Annotated in this window: 20 protein-coding genes; 13 read left to right on the forward strand and 7 right to left on the reverse strand. The window is 74.3% G+C overall.

The window, feature by feature from the left end; translation table 11 throughout:
- Positions 1–110: 110 nt before the first annotated feature.
- The gene (locus ABZW14_RS06355) at positions 111–2,318 is read left to right on the forward strand and encodes an efflux RND transporter permease subunit (RefSeq protein WP_355340674.1); all 2,208 of its coding nucleotides are present in this window, start codon (positions 111–113) and stop codon (positions 2,316–2,318) included.
- On the opposite strand, the gene ABZW14_RS06360 is transcribed toward ABZW14_RS06355, so the two are convergent.
- Positions 2,258–3,100, reverse strand: coding sequence for a YhjD/YihY/BrkB family envelope integrity protein (locus tag ABZW14_RS06360; RefSeq protein ID WP_355340677.1), 843 nt, complete (start codon positions 3,098–3,100; stop codon positions 2,258–2,260). The two genes, ABZW14_RS06355 and ABZW14_RS06360, sit on opposite strands and share 61 nt — an antisense overlap.
- A gap of 50 nt (positions 3,101–3,150) precedes the next feature.
- On the opposite strand from ABZW14_RS06360, the gene ABZW14_RS06365 reads away from it, so the two are divergent.
- The 5 genes from ABZW14_RS06365 to ispG all read left to right on the forward strand — a co-directional run bounded on the left by ABZW14_RS06365 (position 3,151) and on the right by ispG (position 8,020).
- On the forward strand, positions 3,151–3,693 hold the full coding sequence (locus ABZW14_RS06365) for a GNAT family N-acetyltransferase (protein ID WP_355340680.1): 543 nt from the start codon (positions 3,151–3,153) through the stop codon (positions 3,691–3,693).
- Between the two features lie 25 nt (positions 3,694–3,718).
- Positions 3,719–4,231 (forward strand): YcxB family protein, encoded by a 513-nt coding sequence (locus ABZW14_RS06370; RefSeq protein WP_355340683.1) that lies wholly within the window; start codon positions 3,719–3,721, stop codon positions 4,229–4,231.
- 145 nt (positions 4,232–4,376) lie between these two features.
- Entirely contained in the window at positions 4,377–5,588 is a 1,212-nt protein-coding gene (gene dxr, locus ABZW14_RS06375) for a 1-deoxy-D-xylulose-5-phosphate reductoisomerase (protein ID WP_355340686.1), read from the forward strand.
- Positions 5,588–6,835 carry a site-2 protease family protein gene (locus tag ABZW14_RS06380; RefSeq protein ID WP_355340689.1) on the forward strand — a complete coding sequence of 416 codons (1,248 nt, stop codon included), beginning with the start codon at positions 5,588–5,590 and terminating at the stop codon, positions 6,833–6,835. Before dxr ends, ABZW14_RS06380 begins: the two co-directional genes overlap by 1 nt.
- 9 nt (positions 6,836–6,844) lie before the next feature.
- Entirely contained in the window at positions 6,845–8,020 is a 1,176-nt protein-coding gene (gene ispG / locus ABZW14_RS06385) for a flavodoxin-dependent (E)-4-hydroxy-3-methylbut-2-enyl-diphosphate synthase (protein ID WP_154225192.1), read from the forward strand.
- Positions 8,021–8,080: 60 nt separating this feature from the next.
- On the opposite strand, the gene ABZW14_RS06390 is transcribed toward ispG, so the two are convergent.
- Positions 8,081–8,767 (reverse strand): helix-turn-helix domain-containing protein, encoded by a 687-nt coding sequence (locus ABZW14_RS06390; RefSeq protein ID WP_355340692.1) that lies wholly within the window; start codon positions 8,765–8,767, stop codon positions 8,081–8,083.
- A gap of 127 nt (positions 8,768–8,894) precedes the next feature.
- On the opposite strand from ABZW14_RS06390, the gene ABZW14_RS06395 reads away from it, so the two are divergent.
- Positions 8,895–9,716: a class I SAM-dependent methyltransferase gene (locus ABZW14_RS06395; RefSeq protein WP_355340695.1), complete on the forward strand. Its 822-nt coding sequence runs from the start codon at positions 8,895–8,897 to the stop codon at positions 9,714–9,716.
- An 88-nt stretch (positions 9,717–9,804) separates the two neighbouring features.
- Here ABZW14_RS06395 and ABZW14_RS06400 read toward each other — a convergent pair whose 3' ends face one another.
- Entirely contained in the window at positions 9,805–10,395 is a 591-nt protein-coding gene (locus ABZW14_RS06400; protein WP_151464696.1) for a PadR family transcriptional regulator, read from the reverse strand.
- Between the two features lie 121 nt (positions 10,396–10,516).
- On the opposite strand from ABZW14_RS06400, the gene ABZW14_RS06405 reads away from it, so the two are divergent.
- The 6 genes from ABZW14_RS06405 to ABZW14_RS06430 all read left to right on the forward strand — a co-directional run bounded on the left by ABZW14_RS06405 (position 10,517) and on the right by ABZW14_RS06430 (position 19,842).
- Positions 10,517–11,743: an MFS transporter gene (locus ABZW14_RS06405; RefSeq protein WP_355340698.1), complete on the forward strand. Its 1,227-nt coding sequence runs from the start codon at positions 10,517–10,519 to the stop codon at positions 11,741–11,743.
- 78 nt (positions 11,744–11,821) lie between these two features.
- Complete coding sequence (locus tag ABZW14_RS06410) at positions 11,822–12,661, forward strand: GNAT family N-acetyltransferase (RefSeq protein WP_355340701.1); 840 nt, start codon at positions 11,822–11,824, stop codon at positions 12,659–12,661.
- Between the two features lie 150 nt (positions 12,662–12,811).
- Positions 12,812–13,504, forward strand: coding sequence for an ATP-binding cassette domain-containing protein (locus ABZW14_RS06415; protein WP_355340704.1), 693 nt, complete (start codon positions 12,812–12,814; stop codon positions 13,502–13,504).
- Positions 13,501–15,651 carry a YhgE/Pip domain-containing protein gene (locus ABZW14_RS06420; protein WP_355340707.1) on the forward strand — a complete coding sequence of 717 codons (2,151 nt, stop codon included), beginning with the start codon at positions 13,501–13,503 and terminating at the stop codon, positions 15,649–15,651. The genes ABZW14_RS06415 and ABZW14_RS06420 overlap by 4 nt, the downstream gene beginning before the upstream one ends.
- A gap of 10 nt (positions 15,652–15,661) precedes the next feature.
- Positions 15,662–16,255, forward strand: coding sequence for a TetR/AcrR family transcriptional regulator (locus tag ABZW14_RS06425; RefSeq protein WP_355340709.1), 594 nt, complete (start codon positions 15,662–15,664; stop codon positions 16,253–16,255).
- Positions 16,256–16,344: 89 nt separating this feature from the next.
- Positions 16,345–19,842 carry an ABC transporter ATP-binding protein gene (locus ABZW14_RS06430; RefSeq protein ID WP_355340712.1) on the forward strand — a complete coding sequence of 1,166 codons (3,498 nt, stop codon included), beginning with the start codon at positions 16,345–16,347 and terminating at the stop codon, positions 19,840–19,842.
- A 162-nt stretch (positions 19,843–20,004) separates the two neighbouring features.
- On the opposite strand, the gene ABZW14_RS06435 is transcribed toward ABZW14_RS06430, so the two are convergent.
- The 4 genes from ABZW14_RS06435 to ABZW14_RS06450 form a co-directional block, all read right to left on the reverse strand.
- The gene (locus tag ABZW14_RS06435; protein ID WP_355340715.1) at positions 20,005–21,072 is read right to left on the reverse strand and encodes an NADH:flavin oxidoreductase/NADH oxidase; all 1,068 of its coding nucleotides are present in this window, start codon (positions 21,070–21,072) and stop codon (positions 20,005–20,007) included.
- A gap of 64 nt (positions 21,073–21,136) precedes the next feature.
- Positions 21,137–22,417, reverse strand: coding sequence for a dicarboxylate/amino acid:cation symporter (locus tag ABZW14_RS06440; protein WP_355340934.1), 1,281 nt, complete (start codon positions 22,415–22,417; stop codon positions 21,137–21,139).
- Positions 22,418–22,618: 201 nt separating this feature from the next.
- Positions 22,619–24,037 carry an FAD-binding oxidoreductase gene (locus ABZW14_RS06445; RefSeq protein ID WP_355340718.1) on the reverse strand — a complete coding sequence of 473 codons (1,419 nt, stop codon included), beginning with the start codon at positions 24,035–24,037 and terminating at the stop codon, positions 22,619–22,621.
- A 149-nt stretch (positions 24,038–24,186) separates the two neighbouring features.
- Entirely contained in the window at positions 24,187–25,113 is a 927-nt protein-coding gene (locus tag ABZW14_RS06450) for an AEC family transporter (protein ID WP_355340721.1), read from the reverse strand.
- Positions 25,114–25,158 lie beyond the last annotated feature (45 nt).

The following is a 25,158-nucleotide window of genomic DNA, read 5'->3' on the forward strand; positions in this document are numbered from 1 at the left end:
CAGCCTAGTGGCGGGAGGCCCGGTCGGGGGAGGGGTCGGCGAGAGCGGAGCCGCGAGAACCCGGGTCACCTTTCTGCGCGATGATTACCCGCGTCGGCCGGTGAGGGGGCATGGCGATGTTCTCCTGGTGGGGGCGCGTGGTCGTACGGGCGCGCTGGGCGGTGCTGGCCGCCGCCGCGGCACTCGTGGTGCTCGGCGCGACCTGGGGCGCCGGCGTCTTCGGCGAGCTGACCGGCGGCGGCTTCGACGACCCGGCCAGCGAGTCCAGCCGGACCGCCCAACGGATCACCGCCGAGCTGGGCCGGCAGGGCGCCGACGTGATCGTGCTCTGGTCCAGCGACACCCTGACCGTCGACCAGCCCGCCTTCCGCGACCCGGTCACCCGCACGGTCGCGGGGCTGCGCGGGCGCTCCGCCGTGACCGGCGTGACCACCTGGTACGACAGCCCCGCCCCGGCCCTGGTCGCCACCGACCGCCGGGCCACGTACGCGCTGATCCGGCTGGCCGGCGCCGACGACGACGCGCGGGCGGCGCAGTTCGAGGCGCTGCGGCCCGCGCTGGACGCGCCCGGCCTGCGCACCGAGGTCGGCGGCACGGTCCCCTTCCAGCAGTTCGCCACCACCCAGACCACCGAGGACATCACCCGCGCCGAGACGCTCTCCATGCCGGTGCTGCTGGTGCTCCTCGTGCTGATCTTCGGCGGGCTGGTCGCCGCCACCACCCCGCTGCTGATCGGCGGCCTGGCCATCCTCGGCGCCTTCGTCGCGGTCCGCCTGGTCAACCTGGTCACCGACGTGTCGATCTTCGCGATCAACATCATCACGCTGATCGGCCTCGGCATGGCCGTCGACTACGCCCTCTTCGTGGTCAGCCGCTTCCGTGAGGAACTGGGCGCCGGGCACGACACCGGCACGGCGATCCGCCGCACCATGGCCACCGCCGGCCGCACCGTGCTGGTCTCCGGCCTCACCGTGGCGCTCGCCCTGGCCAGCCTGCTGATCTTCCCGCAGGCGTTCCTGCGCTCGATGGGACTCGGCGGGGTGGCCGCCGTGCTGGTCGCCATGCTGGCCGCGCTCACCGTCCTGCCGGCCCTGCTCGCGGTGCTCGGCCACCGGATCGACGCGGTGCGCGTACCCCTGCCATGGCGGCGTCGGGCCGCGGGCGCGGGGCCGGCGGCGGCCGGGGCGGGCGGCGCCTGGGCCCGGATCGCGCGCAGCGTGATGCGTCGCCCGGTGCGCTACCTGGTCGGGGTCGCGGTGCTGCTCGCCGTGCTGGCCACCCCGTTCCTGCGGATCACCTTCGGCGGCTTCGACGAGCGGGTGCTGCCGGCCGGCGCCGCGCCCCGGGTGGTCGCCGAGCGGATCGCCGGCGAGTTTCCCGGCGGCCAGGTCGCCCCGATCGACGTGCTGGTCTCCGGCGCCCCGGCGGACGCGGCGCGCGGGCTCGCCGACCGGATCACCGCGCTCCCCGGCGTGACCGGCGTGCAGGTGGCCGCCCAGCGCGGGGAGAGCACGCTGCTGTCGGTGAGCTACCCGGGGGAGCCGACCGGCGACGCCGCCCAGCGGGTGGTCCGCGACGTGCGCGGGCTGCCCGCTCCGGCCGGCGCCGAGGTGCTGGTCGGTGGCCGGCCCGGCGCCGACCGGGACCTGCTGGACAGCCTCGGCGAGCGGCTGCCCTGGATGGCCCTGCTGATGGCCGGCGCCACCCTGCTCCTGCTCTTCCTCGCGTTCGGTTCGGTGGTGCTGCCGGTCAAGGCGGTGCTCATGAACCTGGTCTCGATCGGCGCCTCGTTCGGCGTCATGGTGTGGATCTTCCAGGACGGCCACCTCGCCGGCCCGCTCGGCTTCACCCCGACCGGGTTCATCGAGCCGAGCAATCCCATCCTGATGCTCGCGGTGCTGTTCGGGCTGGCCACCGACTACGAGGTGTTCCTGCTCAGCCGGGTCCGCGAGGAGTGGGACCGGACCGGGGACAACACCGGCGCGGTGGCGGCCGGCCTCCAGCACACGGGCCGGATCATCACGGCCGCGGCGCTGCTGCTGATCATCGTGGTGGCCGGCTTCACCACCGGCGGCATGTCCTACATCAAGCTCATCGGCGTCGGCATGATCGTGGGCATCGTCGTCGACGCCACGCTGGTCCGCGCCCTGCTCGTGCCGGCCACCATGCGCCTGCTCGGACGCTGGAACTGGTGGGCGCCCGGCCCCCTGGCCCGCGTCCACCGCCGCTACGGCATCCGGGAGACCGACGCCGGCGATCAGGCGCGGGCCGCCGCCCGGGTGGCCCGCCAGCGGGACAGCGCCAGGGTGGCCGAGTAGCCGGCCAGCACGATCACGTGGAACAGGTAGAGCCACAGCAGCACCGCGACTCCGCCGCCGATCTCGTCGAACCCGCCGAACGGCGCCCCCAGGTCCAGCGGCAGCGAGCAGAACAGCACGAAGCCGTGCAGGAAGCCGGACAGGTTGGCCGCCGTGAACGAGCCCAGGGCCACCGTGGCGAGCCAGTCCGGCGCGGCCGGCCCGACCACCCGGAACACCCAGATTAGCACCGGGGTGAGCACCAGCCAGGTGGCCAGGAACGAGAGCACCACACCGAGCGCGCCGAGCCAGCCGCCCTGCTTCACCAGGTGCGTGGTGAGCGGCAGCGCCATGAGCACGGCCAGCAGCAGCGCCGGGGCCGGCGCGAGCAGTGGGAGCAGCAGCAGGCGCCCCCGCCAGCCGACCAGGGTCCCGGCCCGGCCGGGCGGGGTGGCGACCGAGACGAACGCCCGGCGCAGCCCCTCGCCGTAGAGCGAGGCCGGCAGCAGCGAGGCCAGCGCCAGCAGCGGGGTCAACCCCAACCCTGCCTCCACCAGCGCGGCCACCGCCCGGTCGGCGCCGATGTCGGTGGGCAGGGTGTCGATGGCGTACGCGGTGAGCCGGCGCACCCGGCCGTCCCCGGCCACCAGCCCGGCGAGCCAGATCGCCAGCAGCGCCACCGGCACCACGGCGATCGCGCCGTAGAACGTGATCGCGGCGGCGTGCAGCGAGAGGTCCCGCCCGCGTACCGGCCGGAACGCCGTGCCGGTGATCCGTTTCGTCGCCTGCCACCGCTCACCCATCGCCATCCCGTTCCCCGTGGGGCGGGCGGGCACGCATTACGATCCGGCGTGTGATCACCTCGACCGAGCGGCTGGTGGTCCGGGACTGGACGGAGTCGCCGGACGACCTGGACCGGATCTACGACATCTACTCCCGCGACGAGGTGATGCGCTGGCTGGGCGGCGGCGCGGGGCGGATGACCGACCCGGCCGAGGCGCGCGAGCGGGTGCACGCCTGGCGCGAGCGCTACGCCCCGTACGCCGGCCGCTGGGGGCTCTGGGCCATCGAACCGCGCGGGGCCGGCCGGGCGGTCGGCAGCGTCCTGCTCAAGCCGCTGCCCGGGCGGGACGGGGTCACGCCCACCGACGACATCGAGGTCGGCTGGCACCTGCACCCCGACGCCCAGGGGCACGGCTACGCCACCGAGGCGGCCCGGGCCGTGCTGGACCGCGAGTTCGCCACCGGCACCCCGCAGGTCTACGCGGTGGTGATGGCCGGCAACGAGCCGTCGATGGCGGTGGCCCGCCGGCTCGGCATGACCCACCTCGGCACCCGCACCGACTGGTACGGCGGCGCGGAACTGGAAACCTTCGCCCTGAGCCGCCCGGCGTAGCCGTCCGGCCGTATCGTCTCCGCTCGTGTTGATCACCTTCACGGCGCAGCCGAACCGGAAGCTGTTCGGCGTCGCGCTGCGCCGGGCCTTCCGCCGGACCCTCCTCGTCTACTGGCTCGGCGCCCTCGTGATGGCGCTGCTGGCCCTCCTGGCCTGGTCCGGGGGTGACACCGCCGGCGTGGTGGTCGCGAGTGCCGCCGCCGTCGCGCTCGCGCTGGTCGCCTGGTGGGCCGGCCGCCGGACGGTCAGCATCAACTGGAAGCTCTACGGCCGCCCCATCGTCTGGTCCGTCGGCGACGAGGGGGTGCGCTACGACGGCGAGCTGATGGACTGCCTGGTCCGCTGGCCCGCCGTGGAACGGGTCGAGCCCGTCCCGTACCACCTGATCTTCCGGATCGGCCGGCACCAGGTGCTCCCCGCCCGGGTCGACGGGCTGGGGGCGGAGCAACGCGACGAACTGCTCGCCTTCCTGCACGCCCGGGGCCTGCTCGGCCAGCCGGCGCAGGAGGCCGCCGGTCGCCTCGCCCCCGGCCGGTAGGGCGTGCCGGATCTTGGCGACCTACCGTCAACAGCGAACGGCAAGTCGTCAAGATCTCCCGCTGCCCCCACCGCCGAGGAGGCGCCGGGCGCGGGGGAGTGAGGCTCCCAGCGGGCCTTCAGGAGGGCTGGGGAAGAATGGGCGCGTGACGTCTCCCCGCGCCCTCGTCCTGCTCGGCTCGACCGGATCGATCGGCACTCAGGCCATCGACATCGTCCGGCGCAACCCGGACCGGTTCCGGGTGGTGGCCCTCGGCGCCGGCGGCGGCAACGTGGAACTGCTCGCGGCGCAGGCGCTGGAGCTGGGCGTGGAGGCGGTCGGGGTGGCCCGGGCGTCGGCCGCCCAGGATCTCCAGCTCGCGTTCTACGCCGAGGCGAGCCGGCGCGGCTGGGCCACCGGCGACTTCCGGCTGCCCAAGATCGTGGCCGGGCCGGACGCGATGACCGAGCTGGCCGGGTGGCCCTGCGACGTGGTGCTCAACGGGGTGGTCGGGTCGCTGGGGCTCGCGCCGACGCTGGCGGCGCTGCGCGCCGGGCGTACCCTCGCGCTCGCCAACAAGGAGTCGCTGGTGGCCGGCGGGCCGCTGGTCAAGGCTGCGGTGACGCGGCCGGGGCAGATCGTTCCCGTCGACAGCGAGCACTCGGCGCTGGCGCAGTGCCTGCGCGGCGGCACCCGCGGTGAGGTACGCCGGCTCGTGGTGACCGCCAGCGGCGGACCGTTCCGGGGCCGGCGGCGCGACGAGTTGACCGAGGTCACGCCGGAGCAGGCGCTGGCGCACCCGACCTGGACCATGGGGCCGGTCGTGACGATCAACTCCGCCACCATGGTCAACAAGGCCCTGGAAGTGATCGAGGCGCACGAGCTGTTCGACGTGCCCTACGCCGACATCGAGGTCATGGTCCACCCGCAGTCGGTGATCCACTCGATGGTCGAGTTCACCGACGGCTCCACGCTCGCCCAGGCCAGCCCGCCGGACATGCGGCTGCCCATCGCACTCGGCCTCGGCTGGCCGGACCGGGTGCCCGGCGCCGCCGCCGCGGTCGACTGGACGAAGGCCCACAGCTGGGAGTTCTTCCCCCTCGACGATGCCGCCTTCCCGGCGGTCGCCCTGGCCAAGGCGGCCGGCGCGGCCGGGCGCTGCCGGCCGGCGATCTACAACGCGGCGAACGAGGAGTGCGTGGCGGCGTTCGTGGCCGGCCGGCTGCCCTTCCTCGGCGTCGTCGACACCCTGGAACGGGTGTTGGAGGACGCTCCGGACTTCGACGAACCAGGTACCGTCGAGGACGTGCTCGCCGCCGAGTCGTGGGCACGGGGGCACGCCCAGGCGATCATCGCCGGGTCGCTGGAAGGAGCCTGATGGTTTACCTGCTCGGGGTGGTGCTCTTCGCCCTGGCGATCCTCATCTCGGTGAGCCTTCACGAGGCGGGGCACATGCTCACCGCCAAGGCGTTCGGGATGAAGGTCACCCGCTACTTCGTCGGCTTCGGCCCGACGCTCTGGTCGTTCAAGCGGGGCGAGACCGAGTACGGCGTCAAGGGCATCCCGCTCGGCGGCTTCTGCAAGATCGTCGGGATGACCCCGCAGGACGACGACGTCGAACCGGGGGACGAGAAGCGCGCCATGTGGCGCTACCCGGTGTGGAAGCGGACGATCGTGATGTCCGCCGGCTCCATCACCCATTTCGCCCTGGCCCTGGTGACCCTCTGGATCATCGCGGTCTCCGCCGGCCTGCCCAACCCGGACTTCCCGAACACCGAGGACGGCTTCAAGGCCGAGCCGGCCGTGATCGCCCTGGCCCCGTGCGTGGTGGTCGAGAACGCCGCTCGGGGCTGCCAGGCCGACGATCCGGCCAGCCCCGCCGCGAAGGCCCAGCTCCAGGACGGCGACCGGATCACCGCGGTCAACGGCAAGCCGGTCTCCACCTGGGGCGACATGCTGGACGTGGTCCGCGCGACCCCGCCCGGCGCGGCCACCGTCGACTACCTCCGGGACGGCAAGCCGGCGACCGCCACCGTCGACCTGGCCGCCGTGCAGCGCCCGCCGCTGGGCGACCCCAAGGGCGCCACCTCGGCGGTCTCCGCCCTCGGCGTCGCGCTGCAGCCGAGCACCCCCACCCGGGTCCAGTACGGTCCGGCCGCCGCGTTCGGCGCGACCGCCGACTTCACCGGCAACATGGCGGTGCAGACCCTGCACGCCATGCAGCGGATCCCGCAGAAGGTCCCCGCCCTGTGGACCGCGGTCACCGGCGGCGAGCGGGACGTGGACACCCCGATCAGCGTGGTCGGCGCCAGCCGGCTCGGCGGCGAGGCCGTGGAGAACAACGCCTGGCTGGTGTTCTTCATGCTCTTCGTCTCGCTGAACTTCTTCATCGGCGTGTTCAACCTGCTGCCGCTGCTGCCGCTGGACGGCGGCCACATCGCCATCGCCTGGTTCGAGCGGGCCCGCTCCTGGCTCTACGCCCGGATCGGCCGGGCCGACCCCGGCCGCGTGGACTACCTCAAGCTCATGCCCATCACGTACGCGGTGATCCTCATCGGTGGCGCCTTCACGCTGCTGACCGTCACCGCGGACGTCGTCAACCCGATCACGCTCTTCTCAAGGTGAGTGCCTGAAGTGACCGCTGTCAGTCTCGGTATGCCCCCCGTACCGCCGCCGCCGCTCGCCCCGCGCCGGGCCAGCCGCCAGATCATGGTCGGCTCGGTGCCGGTCGGTGGGGGCGCGCCGGTCTCGGTGCAGTCCATGACCACCACCCTGACCGCCGACGTGAACGCCACGCTCCAGCAGATCGCCGAGCTGACCGCGTCCGGGTGCCAGATCGTCCGGGTGGCCGTGCCCTCCCAGGACGACGTCGAGGCGCTGCCCGCGATCGCGAAGAAGTCGCAGATCCCGGTGATCGCCGACATCCACTTCCAGCCCAAGTACGTCTTCGCGGCGATCGACGCGGGCTGCGCCGCGGTGCGCGTGAACCCGGGCAACATCCGCCAGTTCGACGACAAGGTCAAGGAGATCGCGAAGGCGGCCGGTGACGCGGGCGTGCCGATCCGGATCGGCGTGAACGCCGGCTCGCTGGACAAGCGCCTCCTCGCGAAGTACGGCAAGGCCACCGCCGAGGCGCTGGTCGAGTCGGCGCTCTGGGAGTGCTCGCTGTTCGAGGAGCACGGCTTCCGCGACATCAAGATCTCGGTCAAGCACAACGACCCGGTGGTGATGATCCGGGCCTACCGGCAGCTCGCCGAGAAGTGCGACTACCCGCTGCACCTGGGCGTGACCGAGGCCGGCCCGGCGTTCCAGGGCACCATCAAGTCCGCGGTGGCGTTCGGCGCGCTGCTGGCCGAGGGGATCGGCGACACCATCCGGGTCTCGCTGTCCGCCCCGCCGGTCGAGGAGATCAAGGTCGGCACCGCGATCCTGGAGTCGCTGGGCCTGCGCGAGCGGGGCCTGGAGATCGTCTCCTGCCCGTCCTGCGGCCGGGCCCAGGTCGACGTCTACAAGCTGGCCGAGGAGGTCACGGCCGGCCTGGAGGGGCTGCCGGTGCCGCTGCGCGTGGCCGTCATGGGCTGCGTGGTGAACGGCCCGGGCGAGGCCCGCGAGGCCGACCTCGGTGTCGCCTCCGGCAACGGCAAGGGCCAGATCTTCGTCAAGGGCCAGGTCGTCAAGACCGTGCCCGAGAGCCAGATCGTGGAGACGCTGATCGAGGAGGCGTTGCGCATCGCCGACGAGATGGGCGCCGAGATCCCCGAGGAGCTGCGCGGCCTGGTGCCGGGCGGCGCCACGGTCACCGTGCACTGACGCACCGATCCACCGACGACGTGCGGCCGTCCCCACCGAGGGGCGGCCGCACGCGCCGTTTCAGGCCCGCGCCGCCCGCCGGGGCACGGCGGCGAACTCGGAGAGGGTGAACCAGCGGGGGAGGGCCCGGCGCAGCGCCTCCGGGCCCGTCACGGTGACCGTCCCACCGCGCAGCGCCGCCGGCCAGTCCAGGTCGCCCAGCCAGACCTGCACCAGGGCGCGCAGGCTGGCGTCGACCGTCAGGGCCACCTCGTGGCCGGGGTCCACGTCGCAGACGTCGGTCTCCCCGGTCCGGATGACGAGCCACCAGTCCCGCAGGTCGGCCGGGACGTCGCGGAAGCGGAACCGGACGACGGTGCGCCCGGCCGGGACCACGCTGTGGTCGACGTGCCGGTGCATGTCCCAGAGCAGCAGCTTCGGGTCCAGGTCGGCGTCGCCCAGCTCACCGATCCAGCGGACCCCCCACGCGCCCAGCGCCTCGAGCACCGGCCGCAGCTCCCGCCCGGCCTGGGTCGGCACGTAGCGCACGTCGGTGCCGTCCACGTGCCGCTCGACGACGCCGGCCCGGACGAGCTGGTGCAGCCGGCGGGACAGCAGGGTGGGCGACATCCGCGGCAGGCCGCGACGCAGCTCGTTGAAGCGCTCGGAGCCGCTCACCAGCTCCCGTACGACGAGCAGCGTCCACCGCTCGTCGAGCAGCTCCATGGCCTTCGCGACGGGGCAGAACTGGTGGTAGGAGGCCCCCATGCGCGGCACGCTACGCCGCCGGGGCGGGGCGGGCCAGGAACCTGTCGGGACCGGTACACATCTCGTACTAGGGCGTCGACCGCCCGCTGCCTAGCGTCCGGACCAGGAACGACGCAGAGGAGCAGTCATGATCGAACAGGTGGACGCGGACCGTGCCGTGAAGGCCGGGCACCGGCGGATGTGGGCGCTCGGCAGCTACGCCGCGGTCGCCGCGGAGGTCATCCCCGAGCTGGGCACGACACTGGTCCGGGCCGCGGGGGTCGGGCCCGGCGACCGGGTGCTGGACGTCGCCGCCGGGACGGGGAACGCGGCCATCCCGGCGGCGCTGGCCGGTGCCCGCGTGGTGGCCAGCGACCTGACCCCGGAGCTGCTGGAGATCGGGCGGGCGCTCGCCGCGGAGCGCGGCGCGGATCTGGAGTGGCAGGAGGCCGACGCCGAGGCGCTCCCGTACGCCGACGGGGAGTTCGACCGGGTGCTGTCCTGTGTGGGGGTGATGTTCGCGCCCCGGCACCGGGCCGCCGCCGGCGAACTGGTGCGGGTGTGCCGGCCGGGCGGCACGATCGCCCTGGCCAGCTGGACGCCGGAGGGGTTCATCGGGCAGATGTTCGCCGTGATGAAGCCGTACGCGCCGCCACCGCCGCCCGGCGCGCAGCCGCCCCCGCTCTGGGGCGACGAGGAGCACGTCCGTGTCCTGCTCGGTGACGGGGTCACCGACCTCGCGCCGCGCCGTGAGGTGATCACTGTGGACCGGTTCGCCTCCCCGGAGGAGTTCCGCGACTACTTCAAGGCCCACTACGGGCCGACGATCGCGGCCTACCGGGCCAACGCCGCGGACCCCGAGCGGGTCGCCGCGCTCGACGGCGACCTCGCGGACCTGGCCCGGCGGCACCTCGACGCCGGGGTGATGCGCTGGGAGTACCTGCTGGTCACCACCCGCCGGCGCGGCTGACGGGCGGCGCCGGCCGGGGTGGCGGTCCCGTGCCCACCCCGGCCGGCGTGCGGCGGTCCCGTGCCCACCCCGGCCGGCGTGCGGCGGCTCACTCGGATTCGGCGAGGATCGCGTACAGCTTGCGCCGGGTCTCGTCGAGCACCTGGGCGGCACGGGCCCGCTGGTCGTCGGTGCCGGTCATCATGACCTGCCGCAGCGCGTTCATGGCCTGCGCGCCGGCGTCGCGGATGTCGTGCCAGCTGTTCACGGTCTGCTCGGCGAACTCGCCCCACGGCGGGGTCTGGGCCGCCTCGGCGGCCTCGGCCTGCCCCTGCTCGGTGAGCGCGAACCGCTTGCGGCCGCCGTCGGAGTCGGCGGCGGCCGCGATGACCCCCTCGTCCTCCAGCAGTTGCAGGGTCGGGTAGATCGAGCCGGGGCTGGGCCGCCAGGCCCCGCCGGTCCGGGAGTCGATCTCCTGGATCATCTCGTAGCCGTGCATGGGCCGCTCGGTGAGCAGGGCCAGCACGGCTCCGCGCACGTTGGGCCGGCGGCCGCGCCCTCGGCCCCGCCCGCCCCGGCCGTGGCCGTGACCGTGAGGTCCGGGCGGGAACGGCGGCGGTCCCGGGGGTACGGGCGGGAAGCCGAAGCCCCGCATCCGCATCTCGTCGTGCACGGCGTGCATCCGTCGGTGGAAACCCATCGGGCTCTCCTTCTGTCGGTCTATCACTGATGCATCAACGATATATCGGCAATGCATCGCCGACAAGTCAATATGTGGGATGGATCCACAAACCGTACGTACGTCTTGCTAGGGTGTCGGTGTGCGCCTGCTTCCCGAACCGGGCCCGTCCCGGACCCTCGCCCTGTCCACGCTCATCAACACCGTGGGCCGGGGCACCTGGCTCGCCGCCAGCGCGCTCTTCCTCACCCGCTCGGTCGGCCTCTCGGTGGCGCAGGTCGGCCTCGGCCTCACCATCACCGCGCTCGTGAGCCTGGTGACCAGCGCACCCATGGGCTACCTGGCGGACCGGCTCGGCCCGCGGGGGCTCCAGATCGCCGCGCTGCTCGCCTCGGCCGGCTTCACCGCCGCCCTGGTGGCCGTGCGCTCCTTCGCCGGGTTCCTGGTGGTCGGGGTGCTCATGGCGGTCGCCGACTCGGCGACCCGGGGCGCCCGGGGCGCGCTGATCGCCGGTGCGGTGCCGCCGGACCAGCGGGTGCGCACCCGCGCCTACCTGCGCGCGGTCACCAACGTCGGCATCTCGGTGGGCACCGTGCTGGCCGGCTTCGGCCTGGCGGCCGACACCCGGACCGCGTACGTGTCGCTGATCCTGCTCGACTGCGCCACCTACCTGGTGGCCGCGGCGGTGCTGCTCAAGCTGCCGCCCGTGCCGCCGGTGCCCGCGCCCACCCACGGGCCGCGCCTGATCGCCCTGCGGGACCGGCCGTTCCTCGCCTTCACGGTGCTCGACGGGCTGATGTCGATGCACTTCAGCCTCATCAACATCGCCCTGCCGCTGTGGATCGCCGGGCACACCACCGCACCACGCTGGCTCATCTCCGCCTGCCTGCTGGTCAACACCGTGGTGGTGGTGCTCTTCCAGGTCCGCGCCTCGCGGGGCACCGAGGACCTCACCGGGGCCGGTCGGGCGGCGCGCCGGGCCGGGGCGGTGATCGCGGTCGCGTGCGCGCTCTTCGCGGCCGGCGGGGGCGTTCCGGTCGCGGTGGCGGTGCCGCTGCTGCTCGGCGGCGCGCTGGTGCACGTGGTGGGGGAGTTGTGGCACGCGGCGGCCGGTTGGGGCATCTCGTTCGGGCTCGCCCCGGCCCACGCGCAGGGCCAGTACCAGGGCGCGTACGGGATGGGCATGCAGCTCGGCTCGATGATCGCCCCGGTGGTGGTGACCACCCTGGCGATCGGCTGGGGCGTGCCGGGCTGGCTGCTGCTCGGCGGGCTGTTCCTGGTGCTCGGGTTGCTGGTGCCGCCGGTGGTGCGCTGGGCCGCCCGGACCCGGCCCGCCGTGCCGGAGCCGGAGCCCGTTCCGGTCGGCTGAGTCACCACTCACCACCGATCGTCCGGCGTCTCCAGGTCGGCCCGCGCGGGCCGGGGTGCATCTGGCAGGCTGGTATCCGTGCTCACGGTGCCGGTACGCCAACTCGGGGAGTCGGAGCGCCGTGCCGTCGAACGGCTGCTCGACCTCGACCCCTACGCCGGCGCGCAGGTCGCCGAGCGGGTGGCGGCGCGTGGGCTGGCCTGGTGGCGGGCCGAGGGGCGCATCCTGGGCTACGGCTCCCGCCGCAACCTCGAGTCGATCTGCTGGCTCGGCGGCAACCTGACCCCGGTGCTCGCCTCGGAGTCGGCGGTGGCCGCCTTCGCCGAGCAGTTGAGCGCCGAGGAGCGGCTCTGCTCCTCGATCGTGGGCCGCGCCGACGCGGTGCTCGGGTTGTGGGACCGCCTCTCCGCGCACTGGGGGCCCGCCCGGGACGTACGCCCCAATCAGCCCCTCCTGGCGACGGACGCCCTGCCCACCGTGGCGCCCGACCCCGAGGTGCGCCGGGTGCGCGGCGGTGAGGTCGACCGGCTCTTCCCGGCGGCGGTGGCGATGTACACCGAGGAGGTCGGGGTGTCGCCGCTGGCCGAGGACGGCGGGCGCGGCTACCGGCGAAGGGTGGGCGACCTGGTGCGCGCGGGCCGCGCCTACGCCCGGTTCGTGGACGGCAAGGTGGTCTTCAAGGCCGAGTTGGCCGTGGTGACCCGGCGCACCGCGCAGGTGCAGGGGGTCTGGGTCGCGCCCGAGTGGCGGGGCCGGGGCATCGCGACCGCGGCGATGGCGGCCGTGGTGCGGGACACGCTGGAGCGCGTCGCACCGACGGTGAGCCTCTACGTCAACGACTTCAACCTGCCCGCCCGCCGGGTCTACGAACGCTGCGGCTTCCGCCCGGTCGGCACGCTCGCCACCGTGCTGTTCTAGGGTCGCCGTTCCCGCGGCAGAGCCGGTCTGATCTCGCCGGCCGCATGGCCGGGATCACGCCACCTCGACTTGCCTCGAACCGGACAGTCGACGCTATGCTGGGCATGTTTTTGTACTGACCGGTCAGTCTAGGAAGTCGGGAACCGAGGGATGAAGATCGTCGAAGCCAGCGGGCTGGGGCTGCGTACCCGCCGCGGCTGGGTCTACCGCGACGTCGACCTCACCGCCGAGGCCGGCGAGCTGCACGCCGTCACCGGCCCGCCGGGCAGCGGGCGTACCTCGCTGCTGCTCGCCCTGGCCGGGCGCTTCCCGCACACACACGGCGAGCTGCGCCGCCGGGGCCCGGCCGCGCTCGGGCAGGTGGCCGGGGTGCACGAGCCCGACCCCACCCTGACCGTGGCCGAGCACATCCAGGAACGGCTGCTGCTGCTCGGTCCGGTGCCGCGCCGACGCCGGCAGCTCGTCCCGGTCGCCGCCGTGCGGGCCCGCCGGGCCTACCGCCGCGACGCCTTCGCCGCCGCGATCGCCGGCGCCGGCTTCACCGACACACCGCTCGACCCCGACCGGTACGGCCGCGACCTCGCCCCCGTCGAGCGGCAGGTGCTCGGGCTCGTGCTGGCCGGACTGAGCGGCCCGAGCCTGATCGTCGCGGACGACGTGGACGCCGGCGCCGACGCCCCCGAGCGGGCGTGGATCTGGGACGCCCTGACCCGCCTCGCCGACCAGGGGTACGCCGTGGTCGCCAGCGCCCGCGCCGTCGAGCCGGGCGTGACCGCCATCGCCCACCGGATCGGCGACCCGGCCCTGCCCAGCCCGGCCCTGACCTCCGAGGTGACCGCATGAGCGTCGTACGACTCGCACTGTTCGAGCTGCGCCGGATGACCCGGGGGCGGCTGCCGCGCGCCGCGCTCGCCGTCCTCACCGTCATCCCGCTGCTCTACGGCGCCCTCTACCTCTACGCCTTCTGGGACCCGTACGGGAACCTCGACCGGATCCCGGTCGCCCTGGTCAACGCCGACCGGCCCGCGAAGGCCGGCGACGGCAGCGAGGTGCACGCCGGCCGGGACCTCACCGACGAACTGCTCGACCGGAAGGTCTTCGGCTGGACGGTGACCGACCCGGACGACGCCACCGACGGTCTCCGCGACGGCCGCTACCACCTGGTCTTCTCGATCCCGGCGGACTTCTCCGCCACCCTGGCCGCCAGCCCGGAGCCGGACCGGCCCGCCCGCCGGGGCGAGCTGAAGGTGGTCAACGACGACGCCACCAACTACCTCTCCGGCCTGCTCGCCCGGTCGGCCTTCAGCGAGATCCGGGCCGCCGCCGCCGAGAGCACCGCCGCGTCGTACTTCGACAAGATGCTGATCGGCTTCACCGACGCCAAGGCCGAGACGGGCCGGGCCGCCGACGGTGCCGGGAAGATCCACGACGGGCTCGACACCTCGCAGCAGGGCGCCGGACAGCTCGCCGACGGGCTGGGCACCGCCGAGGACGGCGCCGGGCAGCTCGCCGGCGGGCTGAACACCTCCGTGCAGGGCGCGACCAAGCTGGCCACCGGCCTGGACCAGCTCTACACCGGGGCGGCGCAGATCGCCGACGGCGCCGACCGGGCGGCCACCGAGACCCGCGCCGCCGCCAAGCAGGTCGACGCCGCGGCGGACAGATACGAGCCGCTGCTGCGCAAGAACGCCGCCGACATCCAGCGGGCCGCCACCCTGGTCGCCGACGGCGCGCAGGCGCTCGCCGACGGCCTCGACGCGCTGCCGGAGAAGGCCGACGAGGTGGTCGGACAGGCGGAGAAGGTGCGCGACCGGCTCGACGCGCTGGTCGAGAAGCACCCCGAACTGGCCGACGACCCGAATCTGGCCGCCGCCCGCAAGGCCGCCGATCAGACGGTCACCGCGGCCCGGGCCATGGTCGCCGCCCTCGACAAGACCGACCTCGCCGCGCTGAAGAAGCAGATGACCGAGGTCGCGCGGACCGCCCGCGAGGTGGCCGCCGCCGCGCCGCACCTGGCCGACGACGTCGCCGCCGCCCGGGCCAAGGTCGACCAGCTGGCCGGCGGGCTCACCACCCTCGCTCAGGGCAGCGCGAAGCTCCGCGACGGGCTCGGCGACGCCGCGGACGGCGCCGACCAGCTCCGCGGCGGCCTCTACCGGCTCGCCACCGGTGCCCGGCAGCTCGACGGCGGCCTCGCCCAGCTCAGCACCGGCAGCAACCGGCTCGCCGACGGGCTGACCAAGCTGGAGGGCGGCGCCGGCGACCTCGCCGACGGGCTCGCCGCCGGCGAGAAGAAGCTGCCCGGGTACGACGACGCGGCCAGCCGCGCCGACATCCTCGGCGACCCGGTCGGGCTGATCCGCCACTCCGACCACCCGGCCGGCTCGTACGGCGTGGGCTTCGCCCCGTACTTCCTGGCCCTGGCGCTCTGGGTCGGCGCGATGATCACGTACATGCTGCTGCGGCCGGTGAACCGGCGGCACGTGATGTCCGGCGCGCCCGGCTGGCGGGTCGTGCTGGCCGGCTGGCTGCCTGCCGCGGCCATCGGGCTGGCCCAGGTCGCGGTGCTCTACACCGTGGTCACCCTGGCGCTCGGCCTCGACCCGCGGCACGGGCCCGCGACCTTCGGGCTGCTCGCGCTCACCTCGCTGGCGTTCACCGCGATCATGCAGCTGCTCGGCGTGGCGCTCGGCCCGGCCGGCCGGCTCGCCGCGCTGGCCCTGCTCATGCTCCAGCTCACCTCCTCCGGCGGCACCTACCCCGTGCAGACCTCGCCCGGCTTCTTCCAGGCCATCCACCCCTGGCTGCCCATGACGTACGTGGTCGGCGGTCTGCGGCACACCGTCAACGGCGGGCCGGCCGGGCCGGTGGTCACCGGGGCGCTGGTGCTGCTCGCCTTCGGACTGGGCGCTCTGGCGCTCACCGTCGGCGCGGCGCGCCGCTCCCGCCGGCTCACCCCGGCCAAACTGCACCCCGAGCTGACCATGTGAGGATGGGCGGGTGACGGACGGACGGACCCGCCGGCGGGAGGACACGCGGCAGCGCCTCTTCGTGGCGGCGGTGGAACTCATCGCCGAGCAGGGCTTCTCGGCCACCACCGTGGACGACATCGCGGCCCGGGCCGGGGTGGCCAAGGGGACTGTCTACTACAACTTCGAGTCCAAGACGGTCCTCTTCGAGGAGCTGCTGCGGCACGGCATCGGCCTGCTCACCGCCGAATTCCGGGCCGCCGTCACCGGGCTGCCGCCGCGCGAGGCGCTCGCCGCGCTGGTCCGTGCCGAGCTGGACTACATCCGCCGCTACCGGGCCTTCGCCCAGCTCCTGCTCTCGGAGATGTGGCGCACCAACCGGGAGTGGCAGCAGACCCTGCGGCTGCTGCGCGGCGAGGCCATCGAGGTGATCGCGGAGACCGTACGGGCCGGGGTGGCCAGCGGCGACCTCCCCGCCGACCTGGACGTGCGCACGGCCAGCTCGGCGCTGTTCGGCGTCGGGCTGGTGGTGGCCGTGGACTGGCTGGTCTTCCAGCCGGACCGGCCCATCGAGGACGTGCAGGAGGCGCTGCTCGGCATCGTCCGCCGGGTCGCCCAGACGTGACGCCGCGGCGGTAAATCGTTTGAGCGGCCGGGCCGGCCGGGTGAGGCTGGGGGTACCGCCCCCACCGACCCGAGTCCGGAGGACTGTCCATGCGCCTGCTCCGCGACCTCTGGGCCACCGCACCGCGCCGGATGGCGGTCGTCCTGCTGCTGATCGTGCTCGGCGCCGGCGGTCAGGCCGCCGCCTCGGCGCTGGCCGGGCCGGTGCTGGTGCACCGCTCGTTCGGCTGGTTCACCGCGCTGGCCGTCGCGCTGGTCGCCGCCGTGGTCACCGACCTGCTCATCGGCCTGCTGATGGCCGGCCTCACCGCCGACTGGTCCGCCGACGTCCGCCGCCGGCTCTGCCGGGTCGCGCTCGGGCAAGACCTGCCCACCCTGGAGACCACCCCGGTCGGCGAGCTGCTCGACCGGATCGACAACGACGTCTACCAGGTCGCCGCCGAGATGCGTAACACCGGCGTACGGCTCGTCCAGGGCGTCGCCGTCTGCCTGCTCGCCACGGCCAGCGCCCTGGTCGTCTGGTGGCCGGCCGGCGTCGGCATGATCCTGCTGACCGCCCTGCTCGGCGTGGCGCTGCGCCGCCCCACCGCCCGGATCGCCCCGGCCCGGATGGTCGAGGAGGAGGCCTGGTCCGACCTGGCCGCCGTCATGGAGGAGGCGGTGCACGGCCAGGACGACGTGCGCACCAGCCTGGCCCGGCCGTACGTGCTGCGCCTCTACGCCCGGCGGGCCGCCGAGGTGATCTCCCGGGGCGGTCGCGTCTTCCGGCTGTCCGCCCGGGTCACCGCGATGGCCGCCGGCGGCGTCCGGGTCGGCATCGCCGCCGTGGTCCTGGCGGGGGCGTGGGCGCTGGCCACCGGCCGGGTCGACGCCGCCCGGCTCACCGCGATCTGGCTGCTCGCCCTCGCCTTCGGCGCGACCGTCGAGCACATCGCCCGCTGGGTGCCGCACCTGCAACAGGCGCTCGGTGCCTGGGCCCGGGTCCAGCTGCTCGCCGACTCCCGGCAGGAGCCGAGCGGCGGCGCCACGCCGGCCGAGGGGGACCTGACCGTCCGGGGACTCACCTTCCGCTACCCCGCCACCGGCGAGGACCGCGGCCCGGCGCTGCGCGACGTCACGCTCAGCTTCGCCCGCGGCCGCTCGTACGCCCTGGTCGGCCGCACCGGATCCGGCAAGTCGACCCTGGCCAAGGTGCTCACCCGGGCCGTGGACGTGCCGTCCCGCACCGTCTTCCTGGGCGACACCGACCTGGTCGACCTGGACGTCGAGGCGCTGCGCCGCTGGATCGCCGTGGTGCCGCAGCGCACCGAGATCCTGGCCGGCACCCTCGCCGAGAACGTGGCCCTCTTCGACCCGGACCTGCTCGACGACGCCACCCGGGCGCTGGGCGAGCTCGGGCTGGCCGGCTGGATCGCCGAACTGCCCGACGGGGTGCACACCCGGCTCGGCGAGGGCGGGCACGTGCTCTCCGCCGGGCAGGAGCAGCTCGTCGCGTTCGCCCGGATCCTGGTCCGCGACCCGCACGTGGTGATCCTCGACGAGGCCACCGCGCGGCTCGACCCGGTCACCGAGAACCGGGTACGCCAGGCCACCGAGCGTTTGCTCACCGACCGGATCGGCATCGTCATCGCGCACCGGCTCTCCTCGGTGCGCCGCTGCGACGAGGTCGTGGTGATGGCCGACGGCGCCGTGCTGGAGGCCGGCCCGCTGCGCGAGTCGGCCCGCTTCGCCGAGCTGCTCGCCACCAGCCACGCCACCGCCTACGCGGGCGCCGGCGCCCGCGTAGGCGGTGGGGTCGAGCTGCTCGACGGCCCCGACGGCTGGCCCGACGAGCCGGTCGATGCGGCCGTGCCGGCCAGCGTGCCGCGCCCGGTCGCGGTGCCGCGCACCGACCCGCCGCCGCTGCCCGCCGCACCGCCCGCGCGGACCCTGCGGGAGATCCTGCGGCTCGGCACCAACGACCCGCGGTACGGGCTGGTCTCCGTGTGCCTGTTCGTCGTGATGACCCTGCTGGGGCTGGACGGCTCGGTGCTGCCCTGGCTCTGGGCCGAGGTGGTCGGCGGGGGAGACCCGTGGCTGCCGGCGCTGGGCATCGCGGCCGCGCTGCTCGTGGTGCTGCCGCTGCCGTACCTCACCAACCTCTGGTTCCCGCAGTGGTGGATCCGGCAGATGCTGCGGATCAGCGCGCGGCTGGTGCACGGACAGACCGGGGCGCGCCGGGTCAGCGGGCACACCCCGGCCGAGGTGGTGGCCCAGGGCGGCGACACCGACCGGGTCGTGCAGCTCGCCGACAACCTGATGGACCAGTTCATCTCGCTGGCCATCGTGATCACCATGACCCTGGTGACCGGCAGCGTCGTACCGGCCCTGTTCTTCGTCGGGACCATGGTGGTCTCCGGGCTGGCGGCGACCCTGTTCGGGCCCCGGCTGGAACGCACGGCCGCCGGCACCGTGAAGGCCCGCGCCGCCTTCGCCACCGCCCTGGTCTCCTCGCTCTCCGCGGCCCGTACGGTGAAGCTCGCCGGCGCCACCCGCCCGGTGCTGCACCACCTCGCGAAGCTGGACACCGTACGCAGCGACCGGCAGCGCCGGGAGATCGCCATGCAGGTGTGGGCCCGGTCGACCCCGTCGATCGCCAGCGGCCTGCTGCCGATCGGGGCCTGGGCGCTCTACCTGGCCGGCGGGCTCTCCGCCGGCGCCACCCTGGTCGCGGTCTCCACGCTCGGCGCGGCCCGCTGGTTCGCGTGGACCACCGCGTCGCTGGTCTCGCACTACCCGTCGGCCCGCGTGTGGACCCGGCGGACCGTGGCGATGAGCGGCGTGGCCACGTACTCGGCGACGGTGCCCGGGCTGGACCTGGCTGCCGGCACCGCCCCGGCCCCGGAACCGCCGCCCCGGCACCCGCTGCGCCGGCTGGAGCTGACCGGCTTCGGCGCGCTGCACTCCGACGGCACCCTCGCCGTCCGCGACGTCGACCTGACCGTCGACCGCGGGCAGCTGGTGCTGGTGGTCGGGCCGGTCGGCGCGGGGAAGTCGTCGCTGCTGCGGGCCCTCGCCGGGATCGTGCACCACACCGGCACGCTGAGCTGGAACGGCGAGCCGGTCACCGAGCCGGAGCTGTTCCTGCGCCCCAACCAGGTCGGCTACGTGGGGCAGCTGCCCCGGGTGCTCTCCGGCACGGTGGCCGACAACATCGCGCTCGGGCACCAGGTGGACGCGGCCGGCGCGGTGTCGACCGCCCAGCTGGACCACGACCTGGCGGCCGCCGGGGGCGGGCTCGGGCTGCTCATCGGCCACAAGGGGACCCGCCTCTCCGGCGGGCAGCTCCAGCGGCTGGCGCTGGCCCGGGCGCTTGCTCCGCGCACCGAGCTGCTGGTCGCCGACGACGTCTCGTCCGCCCTGGACGTGACGACGGAGCTGGCGCTCTGGGCGGCGCTGCGCGAGCACGGGGTGACCGTCGTCGGCTCGACCGCGAAGCGCGCGGCGCTGGTGCGCGCGGACCACGTGGTGGTGCTGCTCGACGGCACGGTGGCCGCCCAGGGTCCGTGGCACGACCTGGAACCTCGCTGGGGCCACCTGGCCGGCTGACTCCCGGGCGTCCCCCGCCTGGCCGGGCGTGAAGCCGGGCGCCCGTCCGGCGGGGGCGCTCGGCGGCGCGGCCGTCGCCGGGAGGGCCGGCACCACCTCACACCCGCTGACAACTTGATGTCGTCAACGAGTCAACGCGGAGGGGCGCGGGGCGGGCGAGGGTTAGAAGGCGCGGGTGTACTGGTGCGGCCAGGTGGGGGTGGGGGTCAGCTTGGCGGCGGCGCGGCGGGGCCAGTACGGGTCGCGGAGGAGTTCGCGGCCGAGGAGGACCACGTCCGCCTCGCCGGTGGCGACGATCTGCTCGGCCTGCTCGGGCTCGACGATCAGGCCGACGGCGCCGGTCAGCACGCCCGCGTCGCGGCGGATCCGGGCGGCGAGCGGCACCTGGTAGCCGGGGCCGATCGGGACGCTGGCGGCGGGGGCGGCGCCACCGGAGGAGGTGTCCACGAGGTCCACGCCCGCGGCGGCCAGCTCCCCGGCGAGCACCACGCTGTCCTCGATGGTCCATCCGCCGTCCACCCAGTCGGTGGCGGAGATCCGGGTCAGCACCGGCACGGCCTCGCCGACCGCGGCGCGGACCGCCCGGACCACCTCCAGCGGCAGGCGCATCCGGCCGGCGCGGTCGCCGCCGTAGCCGTCGGTGCGGTGGTTGGTGAGCGGGGAGAGGAACTCGTGCAGCAGGTAGCCGTGCGCGGCGTGGATCTCCACGGCGGCGAAGCCGGCGTCGAGGGCCCGGCGGGCGGCGGTGGCGAACGCCTCGACCACGCGGGCGATGCCGGCCTCGTCGAGTGCGGTGGGCGTGCGGTAGTCCGGTAGGAACGGCTCGGCGCCCGGGCTGACCGGGGTCCAGCCACCCTCGGCGTCCGGCACGCCGCCCTTGTGCTCGGCCCACGGCCGGTACGTCGACGCCTTGAACCCGGCGTGCGCGAGCTGCACGGCGGGCACCGAGCCCTGGGCGGTGATGAACGCGGTGATCGGCCGCCACGCGTCGACGTGCGCCTCGGACCAGAGCCCGGTGTCCTGCGGGCTGATCCGCCCCTCGGGCACCACGGCGGTCGCCTCGGTGAGGACGAGTCCGGCGCCGCCGACCGCGCGGGAGCCGAGGTGGACGCGGTGCCAGTCGGTGGGCAGGCCGTCCGGCCCGGCGCTGTACTGGCACATGGGGGCGAGCGCCACCCGGTTGGGCAGGGTGACGCCGCGCAGGGTGAGCGGGGTGAACAGAGCACTCATACGGTCATCCTTCAACAGGCGTCGGGGGGAGGGCCGATGCCCTCCCCCCGACGGAAACGAATGCTCAGGCGGCCACGGGAGTGAGCTGCTCATTCTCCGGGGCGTCGACCAGGTCGCGCTTGCCGGCCGCGTCGTACGCGGTCCGGTCGAGGGTGCCCTCCCGGGCGGCCACGACGGTCGGCACGAGGGCCTGGCCGGCCACGTTGGTGGCGGTGCGCATCATGTCGAGGATCGGGTCGATGGCCAGCAGCAGGCCGGCGCCGGCCAGCGGCAGGCCCAGCGTGCTGAGGGTCAGCGTGAGCATGACGATCGCGCCGGTCAGGCCGGCCGTGGCGGCCGAGCCGACCACCGAGACGAAGGCGATCAGCAGGTAGTCGGTGACGCCCAGGTGCACCCCGAAGACCTGCGCCACGAAGATCGCGGCGAGGGCCGGGTAGATGGCGGCGCAGCCGTCCATCTTGGTGGTGGCACCGAACGGCACGGCGAAGGAGGCGTACTCGCGGGGGACGCCGAGGCGCTCGACCGAGCGCTGGGTCACCGGCATGGTGCCCACCGAGGAGCGGGACACGAAGGCCAGCTCGATGGCGGGCCAGGCGCCGGCGAAGAAGCGCACCGGGTTGAGCCGGCCGGCGAGAACCAGCACCAGCGGGTAGACCACGAACAGCACGATGGCGCAGCCGACGTAGACGGCGGTGGTGAACTTCGCGAGCGGGGCCAGCAGGTCCCAGCCGTACGAGGCGACGGCGTTACCGATCAGCCCGAGGGTGCCGATCGGGGCGAGCCGGATGACCCACCAGAGCGCCTTCTGCACGATGGCCAGCACCGAGCGGTTGAGGATCACGAACGGCTCGGCGGCCTCGCCGATGAGCAGCGCGGCGGCGCCGATCACCAGGGCCAGGAAGACGATCTGGAGGACGTTGCCCTCGACGAACGCGCCGACCGGGTTGGTGGGCACGATGCCGGTGAGGAAGTCGGTCCAGGAGCCGGTCTTCTTCGGCGCGGCGGCGCCGGCCAGGTCGAGGGTGACGCCCTTGCCCGGGTTGGTGAGCAGGCCCAGGCCGATGCCGATGGCCACCGAGATCAGGGCGGTGATGCCGAACCAGAGCAGCGTCTTGAGCGCCAGCCGGGCGGCGTTGGCCACGCCGCGCAGGCTGACCACGCTGACCACGATGGCGGTGAAGACCAGGGGCGGCACGGCCAGCTTGAGCAGCTGGACGAAGAGGCCGCCGACGGTGTCGAGGGTGCTGGTCAGCCAGGCGAGGTCGTTGGCGCGGGCGAGGAACCCGAGCGCTACGCCGAGGACGAGGCCGAGCAGGATCTGCACGGAAAAGGGGATCTTGCGCAGGGCGGAAGCCATGGGGATGTGTCCAAGGTCTGGTGGGTGAACGGGGCAGCGTCAGGAGAGCGGCTGCGCCGGACAGATGCCGCTGGCCTGCAGTCGGAGGTCGACATACAGGCGCACGGTGAGGTGCCAGACGTTGGTCATCGCCTGCCGAAGTTACTCCCGGCCTGCCGGAGGCGGAAGGATCGATCGGGGTGACGCTCCTTACATGTCCGGCAGTACCTTGCCGGGATTCATCAGCCCTCGCGGATCGAACAGCTGCTTGAGCTGCCGCATCAGGTCCAGCCCGTGGCTGTCCGCGTAGTCGGCGATGATCTCCCGCTTCGACTGCCCGAGTCCGTGCTCGGCGCTGATGCTGCCGTGGAACGCGTGGGTCGAGTCGTGGACGAGGCGGGCGAGGGCGTCGGCGCGGGCCAGGAACTCCTCGTCATCGCTGCCCACCGGCTTGCTGAGGTTGTAGTGGAGGTTGCCGTCGCCGACATGTCCGTAGGTCACGATCCGGATGCCCGGGACGGCCTCCCGCAGGGCCCGGTCGGTGCGATCCACGAACGCCGGGATGCGGCTCACCGGCACGGTGACGTCGTGCTTGAGGCTCGGGCCCTCGCGGTTCTGGGCCTCGGAGATCCCTTCGCGCAGCGCCCACAGCGCGATGGCCTGCGCCGAGCCGGCGGCGACCACGCCGTCCCGCACCGCACCCCGGTCGAACGCCTCACCCAGCGCCGACTCGAGCACCCCGTCTAGGCCGGCACGGGGAAGCGTGTCGCTCAGCTCCACGAGCGCGTACCAGGGGTGGTGGTCACCGAACGGGTCCCGCGCGCCCGGCGAGTGGCGCAGCACGAACTCCACGCTCTGCCGGGACATGATCTCGAAGCCGGTCAGCCGGTCGCCCGCTGTGTCCCGGAGGATCCCGATCAGGTCCACCGCGGCCCGCGGACCCGGCAGGGCCACCCAGGCCGTCGCACGGCTGCGGACGGCGGGAAAGAGCTTCAGCACGGCGGCGGTGATCACGCCGAGCGTGCCCTCCGCGCCGATGAACAGCTGCTTGAGGTCATAGCCGGTGTTGTCCTTCCGCAGCCCGCGGAGCCCGTTCCAGATCCGCCCGTCGGGCAGCACGACCTCCAGGCCGAGGGTCAGGTCGCGCATCGTCCCGTAGCGGAGCACCGCCGTGCCGCCGGCGTTGGTCGCGAGGTTGCCGCCGATCGTGCAGCTGCCCTCCGCGCCGAGGGAGAGCGGAAAGCGGCAACCGGCGGCCGCCGCGGCCTCCCGCACCGACTGAAGGACCGCGCCGGCCTCCACGGTGATGGTCTGGTTGGCGACGTCGAGGTCCCGGACGCGCCGCATGCGGGTGAGGGAGAGCACCACCTGACGGCCGGAGGAGTCCGGGACGGCGCCGCCGCAGAGCCCCGTGTTGCCGCCCTGCGGGACCACCGCGACGCCCGCGTCGCGGCACAGGGCCACGACCGCGGCAACCGCCCCGGTGTCGCCCGGCCGCACAACGGCCGCGGCGGTTCCCGAGTACGCGTTGCGCCAGTCGGTGAGGTAGCCGGCCATCACGCCCGCGTCGGTGATGAGACCGGCGGGCCCGACGACCTGCCCCAGCCGGCCGACGAGATCCGCGGTCACCGGGCCGTCACCGCCGTCGCGCGTCCCGGCGCCGTCTCCCGACCCCCGCACGGGCCGCCTCCCGACCTGATCACGGTGCCACGCTAGGAGCCACGGCGATGCCTGTCCAAGACCCTCCGGGCATGGGTGGATACCCCTGCGGCATCGCGTCAGCCCAGCAGCACGGCGATGCCGACGAGCACGGGAGCGGACAGGACGGTGGTGAGCAGAATGACGTCCCGCGCCAGCAGGGTGCTCCGGTCGTAGGACGCGGCGTAGACGAACACGTTCTGCGCGGTCGGCAGGGCCGACGTGACGGTGACCGCGAGAAGCGCCACCCCCGACAGGCCGGCGACCCAGCGACCGAGTGCGTAGGCCAGTGCCGGCTGGGCGAGGGTCTTGAGGGCCACGGCCAGCCAGACCCGGGGGGCGGCGTCGCCCGACGCCGGGCGTGGCGCGCCGTGCAGGCTCATGCCGTACGCCAGCAACGCCGCGGGTACCGCGAGCGCGGCGGTGAGCTCGACCGGCTGCCGTACCAGCGGCGGCAGGTCCACACCGGTGGCCGCGACGAGCACGCCCAGGCCGCAGCCCACCACGACCGGTGTGCGGAGCGGCTGGGTGAGCAGCCGCCAGCGGGGCGGGGCGTCGCCCGCGGTGCGCGAGCCGGCCAGCACGGCCAGCCCGACCGGTGCCATGACCAGCACCTGGAACAGCAGCACCGGGGCCACGAAGGACGCGTCGCCGAGGGCGTACACCGAGATGGGGACGCCCAGGTTGCCCGCGTTGACGTACGACGAGGTGAGGCCGCCGACCGCCAGCTCGGCCGGCGACAGACGCCAGCGCCACCGGGCCACCGCCACGTACAGCAGCGCGCTGAGCACCGCGCTCCCGGCAGTCGCCACGAGGGCCGCCGACAGAAGCGCCGCCGGGTCCGCCCTCGCGAGCGTGAGCAGCAGCAGGGCCGGCGTCGCCACGAAGTACGACAGTCGCGACAGCACGCCACCGGCGTCGGCGCCCAGCGCGCCCGTCCGGCCGACGATCCAGCCGACGGCGATCACCGCGACCAGGGCGGCGAAGCCGCCGATGACACCGTTCACCAGGCCGTGCCCGCCACCGCGCGGTTCACGCCACGGCGGCGGGCG

Origin of the sequence: Micromonospora sp. NPDC004551 (genome assembly GCF_040609975.1) — a bacterium.
Lineage (GTDB): Bacteria > Actinomycetota > Actinomycetes > Mycobacteriales > Micromonosporaceae > Micromonospora.

Excerpts from the sequence above, each read along its gene's own strand:
- ABZW14_RS06355 (WP_355340674.1), top strand. The coding sequence starts at position 111 with ATGGCGATGTTCTCCTGGTGGGGGCGCGTGGTCGTACGGGCGCGCTGG.
- ABZW14_RS06360 (WP_355340677.1), bottom strand. The coding sequence starts at position 3,100 with ATGGGTGAGCGGTGGCAGGCGACGAAACGGATCACCGGCACGGCGTTC.
- ABZW14_RS06380 (WP_355340689.1), top strand. The coding sequence starts at position 5,588 with ATGGTTTACCTGCTCGGGGTGGTGCTCTTCGCCCTGGCGATCCTCATC.
- ABZW14_RS06390 (WP_355340692.1), bottom strand. The coding sequence starts at position 8,767 with ATGGGGGCCTCCTACCACCAGTTCTGCCCCGTCGCGAAGGCCATGGAG.
- ABZW14_RS06395 (WP_355340695.1), top strand. The coding sequence starts at position 8,895 with ATGATCGAACAGGTGGACGCGGACCGTGCCGTGAAGGCCGGGCACCGG.
- ABZW14_RS06400 (WP_151464696.1), bottom strand. The coding sequence starts at position 10,395 with ATGGGTTTCCACCGACGGATGCACGCCGTGCACGACGAGATGCGGATG.
- ABZW14_RS06415 (WP_355340704.1), top strand. The coding sequence starts at position 12,812 with ATGAAGATCGTCGAAGCCAGCGGGCTGGGGCTGCGTACCCGCCGCGGC.
- ABZW14_RS06420 (WP_355340707.1), top strand. The coding sequence starts at position 13,501 with ATGAGCGTCGTACGACTCGCACTGTTCGAGCTGCGCCGGATGACCCGG.
- ABZW14_RS06430 (WP_355340712.1), top strand. The coding sequence starts at position 16,345 with ATGCGCCTGCTCCGCGACCTCTGGGCCACCGCACCGCGCCGGATGGCG.
- ABZW14_RS06435 (WP_355340715.1), bottom strand. The coding sequence starts at position 21,072 with ATGAGTGCTCTGTTCACCCCGCTCACCCTGCGCGGCGTCACCCTGCCC.